This is a genomic window from Cellvibrio sp., assembly GCF_053579595.1.
In genome coordinates this window covers 1-5,618 of the sequence record NZ_JBRFPI010000307.1, presented here as the reverse complement: position 1 = coordinate 5,618, position 5,618 = coordinate 1, and the positions used below count along the sequence as shown (strand labels likewise).

The following is a 5,618-nucleotide window of genomic DNA, read 5'->3' as shown; positions in this document are numbered from 1 at the left end:
AACTATGTTTGTGCCTGATGAGTCTGAGGCAATTCCTGCCGCGCAAGTCTCACCTGCCGAACAAGCGGGTGTTGCGGTAGCGGTGGCATCATCAGCGCAATCGACGTCCTCTAAAGCTGCAGTAGCTGACGCATCAGCGCCGGTTATCCCGCTCAATGCACAAGGGTTACCTGATACCTGGGTGATTCAGGTGGCAAGCTTGAGTGCGCAGCCAGCGGCAAATAAATTGCGCGATCAGCTACAAGCTGAAGGTCATAAAGCCTATGTGCGCGCTGTCCCCGGTGCTAATACAACTATTTATCGTGTGTTTATTGGCCCCAAGCAGGATAAATCCGAAGCACTTGCGATCAAGTCGCAACTGGACAAGCGTTTGAAAGTGAATTCCCTTGTTTTACCCTTCAAACCCTAAAGCCATAATCCTGCGCCTCTGTTAGAATGCGCGCCTCTGTAAACCTCCCATCAATGATTTTGGAGTGGGCGCGCGAATGAATTGGGCTGATTGGGCCATTATCGGGATTTTTTCCCTGTCCTGTTTGATCGGTTTGATTCGTGGTTTTGTGCGCGAAGCCCTGTCACTAATAATCTGGGTTGCGGCAGTGTTGGTAGCCAAAGTCTTTGGTGGCCAGCTTGAAATTCTGCTGGTCGACCAAATTGAATCACCCTCTGTGCGACTTATGACGGCCTATGCTGTGCTGTTTATCGCCACTCTATTACTAGGCGCTATGCTGAGTTACCTTATTGGTGCCTTGGTGCGTGCGACTGGCTTATCTGGTACAGATCGTCTTCTAGGAATGGTTTTTGGTGCAGCGCGCGCGTTTATTATCGTGATGGCTCTGCTGATTCTTTTGCCCGGTTTTATTCCGATTAAAGAAGAAGCCTGGTGGCAACAAGCGCAATTAATTCCCCATTTCCTCGCGTGTGAGGAGTGGGTCAGGACGGTTTATGAGCAAGTCAGCCAGTGGTTAATGACACTGTTTGGCAGCGCTGAAAGCGGTCAAAAAGTTTAAAGTTGTTAACAAGTATTGAGGCAATCTTATGTGCGGCATTGTAGGTATTGTGGGTAAACGCGATGTGAATGTGCAGCTTTACGATGCGTTGACCATTTTGCAGCACCGTGGACAGGATGCGGCGGGAATGGTGACTTGTCAGGATGGTCGCATGAGCCAGCAAAAGGCTAACGGCCTTGTGCAGGATGTGTTTAGAACCCGCCATATGCAGCGTTTGCTCGGCACTATGGGGATCGGCCATGTCCGCTACCCAACCGCTGGCAGTTCAGGTCCGGCGTTGGCCCAACCTTTTTACGTTAACTCGCCTTACGGAATTGCCCTTGCGCACAATGGCAATTTGACCAACGCCGATAAACTCACAGAAGATATTTTTAAAACTGATTTGCGTCATGTGAATACCGACTCTGATTCAGAAGTGTTGCTCAATGTTTTCGCTCATGAGTTGCAAATGCAAGGCAAGCTCAACCCGACTGCTGACGATATGTTTGCCGCAGTTGCTGGTGTTCATAATCGTGTGACTGGTGGTTACGCGGTAGTTGCGTTGATCGCTAATTACGGTTTGGTTGCCTTTCGTGATCCAAATGGTATTCGTCCGTTAGTCTATGGCAAGCGCCATTCCGAAGAGGGCGGTGTCGAATATATGGTTGCATCTGAAAGTGTTGCGCTGGATGTGCTGGGTTTTGAATTGATCAGCGATGTTGCACCGGGCGAAGCAATTTATATCACTGAAGAGGGCGAATTAAATCGTCGCCAATGCGCCAAGTCACCGCGTTTGACGCCGTGTATTTTTGAGCACGTATATTTTGCGCGTCCAGATTCTATTATGGATGGCATTTCGGTGTACAAGGCGCGTTTGCGCCAAGGTGAAAAACTGGCAGAAAAAATTCTGCGTGAGCGTCCGGACCATGATATCGATGTGGTGATTCCCATTCCGGATACCAGCCGTGTTGCAGGTCAGGCATTGGCTCAAAAATTAGGTGTGAAATTCCGTGAGGGTTTGGTAAAAAACCGTTACATCGGCCGCACTTTTATTATGCCCGGCCAGCAACAGCGTAAAAAATCCGTGCGTCAAAAACTCAATCCAATTGAATTGGAATTCAGGGACAAAATTGTATTGTTGGTGGATGATTCCATCGTGCGCGGTACTACCTGCCAGCAAATTATCCAGATGGTGCGCGATGTCGGCGCGAAGAAAGTGTATTTCGCTTCGGCGGCGCCAGCGGTGAAATATCCCAACGTCTATGGCATTGATATGCCGACAACCACCGAGTTGATTGCAAGCGGCCGTTCTGAAGACGAGGTGTGCGAAGAAATTGGCGCTGATTGGCTGATATATCAGGACCTTGAGGATCTGATTGCCGCATCTTCCGAAGGTAATAGTGAAGTCACCGAATTTGATTGTGCTGTATTTAATGGCGAATACTGTGCTGGCGATGTCACTCCTGAATATTTGGAGAAGGTTGCAGCGGCGCGCAACGACAGTGCTAAATCCGGCAAAAAATCGGTTAAACAAATGGAGTTGCCAATTGGTTTGCACAATGGTGCGGCGCGCGGATAAATTAGTGAGTTGATGAATATATGGAAAATTTTGACGAACAATTAGCTGAAGACCCGCTTTTCGGTGCAGCGCTTGATACTCTGGCGATTCGCGCCGGGCAATCGCGCTCGCACGAAGGTGAGCATAGCGAAGCGTTATTCCTGACTTCAAGTTATGTATTTTCGAATGCGCAAGAAGCGGCAAATCGCTTTTCCGGTGAGCAGCCTGGCAACGTTTACTCGCGTTATACCAATCCCACCGTGCGTATGTTTGAAGAGCGTATTGCTGCACTGGAAGGTGCGGAATCGGCAGTGGGAACTTCTTCGGGCATGGCGGCAATTTTGTCCACTTGCATTGCGTTGCTGAAATCGGGTGATCATATCCTTTGTTCACGCAGCGTATTTGGTACAACGACCGTGCTCTTCACTAAATTTTTACAAAAATTTGGTGTTACTACCACGTTCGTTAATCCAACTAATTATGTCGAGTGGGAAGCGGGCTTCACCGAAAATACTAAATTGGTATTTGTTGAAACGCCGTCTAATCCTTTGTGCGATGTTATCGACATTCAACGGCTTGCCGATCTAACTCATGCACGCGGTGCGTTGTTGGCGGTAGATAATTGCTTCTGCACTCCAGCATTACAAAAGCCACTGGAGTTGGGCGCGGATTTAATTATCCACTCAGCCACCAAGTACATCGATGGCCAAGGCCGCTGCCTCGGTGGTGTGGTTGCTGGTGCAAAAAAATATGTAGATGAAGTGCTCGGATTTATTCGCAGCGCTGGCCCAACGATGAGCCCTTTCAATGCGTGGGTATTCTTAAAAGGTCTTGAGACATTGCGTTTGCGGATGGAGGCTCATTCACGCAATGCGTTGGAGCTGGCGCAATGGCTTAATGCCCACCCTAATGTAGAAAAAGTGTTTTATGCAGGTTTGCCAAGTCATCTTGGTCATGAGCTGGCTGTAAAACAGCAATCTGCTTTTGGTGGTGTCTTATCCTTCCGCGTAAAAGGCGGTAGGGCAGAGGCCTGGAAGGTTATCGACGCAACACGCATTATGTCGCTCACCGCTAATCTGGGCGATACCAAAACCACTATCGTCCACCCGGCTACAACAACGCATGGCCGTTTGTCGCCGGAGCAAAAAACCGATGCGGGCATTACTGAAAACCTGATTCGTGTTGCCGTTGGTTTGGAAGATATTGGTGATTTAAAAGCCGATCTCGCACGCGGTTTAGGCAATTACTAAGGGTTTGCGAGGCCAAGGCACAAAAAAGTGTTGTTGGGTCTTGTCCTTGCGAATTCACCTTGGTAAAGTGCGCCCCTCTTTAGGACTATAGCTCAGTTGGTTAGAGCACCACCTTGACATGGTGGGGGTCAGCAGTTCGAGTCTGCTTAGTCCTACCAAAATTCCTTAAAAAAGCCGCTCCTTAGCGGCTTTTTTATTGCCTGAAATTTGCATACCCACAGCACCCTTGAATTCTTTGGCTACTACCCCATCTAGTGCACATCCCCGTCATTACATGGCGGATGTTATTTGTTCACATCTTAGTTGTATGTACCCAGGAGTTAGAAAATGACCGTTGATGCCCGCAAAGAAACCCGTGGCTTTCAAACTGAAGCCAAGCAATTGCTGCATTTGATGATTCACTCGCTGTATTCGAACAAGGAAATTTTCCTGCGTGAATTGGTATCCAATGCGTCGGATGCCGCTGATAAATTGCGTTTTGAAGCGGTATCCAATGGCGATTTGTATGAAGGCGATACGGAATTAAAAATTCGTATCAGTTTCGATAAGGATGCAAAAACGCTCACCATCAGCGATAACGGTATAGGTATGTCGCGCGATGAAGTGATCGAGAATCTGGGTACTATTGCTAAATCAGGCACTGCGCAATTTATGCAAAAATTGTCTGGTGACCAGAAAAAAGATGCGCAGTTAATTGGCCAATTTGGCGTAGGTTTTTACTCTGCATTTATTGTTGCCGATAAAGTGGTGGTGACTAGCCGCCGTGCCGGTGCCCCTGCAAGTGAAGCGGTGCGTTGGGAGTGTTCAGGTGATGCGGAATTTACCGTTGAGTCAGTTGAGAAAGCTGATCGCGGTATGACCGTTGAATTACATTTAAAAGATGATGCTTTGGAATTTGCCGATCATTGGCGTTTGCGTTCTATTATCAAAAAATATTCTGATCACATCGCCATTCCAGTAGTAATGAAAAAACAAACTCCGGTTGGCGATGATGCTGCAAGTGCAGAGCCGGAAGATGAAGTGATCAATACTGCTACTGCGCTCTGGACTCGTTCACGTTCTGATGTGACCGATGAAGAGTACAAAGAGTTTTACAAGCACGTGAGCCACGATTTTACCGATCCACTGAGCTGGAGCCACAATCGTGTGGAAGGTAATCTGGATTACACCAGTATGTTATTTATTCCAGCACGTGCCCCCTATGATTTATACAATCGCGATGCTTCACGTGGTTTGTAATTGTATGTACAGCGCACCTTTATTATGGATGACGCTGAACAATTCTTGCCCTTGTATCTGCGTTTTATTAAAGGCGTTGTGGATTCAAATGATCTGAGTTTGAACGTCTCGCGCGAGATTCTGCAAAAAGATCCCAACATTGATGCCATGCGTTCAGCGCTGACCAAACGTGTGTTGGACATGTTGGCGAAATTGGCAAAAAGCGAACCGGAAAAATACGCAACTTTCTGGAAAGAGTTTGGCCAGGTCATGAAAGAAGGTCCGGCAGAAGATTTTACCAACCGCGAAAAAATTGCCAAGTTGCTGCGCTTTGCTTCAACCCATACTGATACCGCTGAACAAAGCCAATCGCTCGACGATTACGTCGCGCGTATGAAAGACGGGCAGGAGAAGATTTATTACATTGCCGCTGAAAATTTCAACACGGCGAAAAGCAGCCCGCATCTGGAAGTCTTCCGCAAAAAAGGCATTGAAGTATTGCTGTTAAGTGAACGTGTTGACGAATGGTTGATGAGCCACTTGGCCGAGTTTGATGGTAAATCATTGCAGGATGTAGGCAAAGGCGAGTTGGATTTGGGCAAGCTT

At 47.8% G+C, this 5,618-nt stretch carries 4 protein-coding genes, 1 tRNA gene and 1 pseudogene; all 6 read left to right on the top strand.

Going from position 1 to position 5,618, the window contains the following annotated elements; translation table 11 throughout:
• Positions 1–409 (top strand): SPOR domain-containing protein (locus tag ACWA6V_RS16385; protein WP_449523496.1); only part of this gene is annotated, 409 nt, incomplete at its 5' end.
• Between the two features lie 76 nt (positions 410–485).
• Positions 486–1,007 (top strand): CvpA family protein, encoded by a 522-nt coding sequence (locus ACWA6V_RS16380; protein ID WP_449523495.1) that lies wholly within the window; start codon positions 486–488, stop codon positions 1,005–1,007.
• A 28-nt stretch (positions 1,008–1,035) separates the two neighbouring features.
• Complete coding sequence (gene purF, locus ACWA6V_RS16375; RefSeq protein ID WP_449523494.1) at positions 1,036–2,565, top strand: amidophosphoribosyltransferase; 1,530 nt, start codon at positions 1,036–1,038, stop codon at positions 2,563–2,565.
• A 20-nt stretch (positions 2,566–2,585) separates the two neighbouring features.
• The gene (locus tag ACWA6V_RS16370; RefSeq protein ID WP_449523493.1) at positions 2,586–3,794 is read left to right on the top strand and encodes an O-succinylhomoserine sulfhydrylase; all 1,209 of its coding nucleotides are present in this window, start codon (positions 2,586–2,588) and stop codon (positions 3,792–3,794) included.
• Positions 3,795–3,875: 81 nt separating this feature from the next.
• A tRNA-Val gene (locus ACWA6V_RS16365) sits at positions 3,876–3,952 on the top strand.
• Positions 3,953–4,121: 169 nt separating this feature from the next.
• Positions 4,122–5,618 (top strand): annotated as a pseudogene (gene htpG / locus ACWA6V_RS16360) (molecular chaperone HtpG); the annotation flags it as partial.

What these genes read in the sequence shown, in the direction of transcription:
- purF (WP_449523494.1), top strand. Translation starts at nt 1,036, where the DNA reads ATGTGCGGCATTGTAGGTATTGTGGGTAAACGCGATGTGAATGTGCAG.
- ACWA6V_RS16370 (WP_449523493.1), top strand. Translation starts at nt 2,586, where the DNA reads ATGGAAAATTTTGACGAACAATTAGCTGAAGACCCGCTTTTCGGTGCA.
- ACWA6V_RS16380 (WP_449523495.1), top strand. Translation starts at nt 486, where the DNA reads ATGAATTGGGCTGATTGGGCCATTATCGGGATTTTTTCCCTGTCCTGT.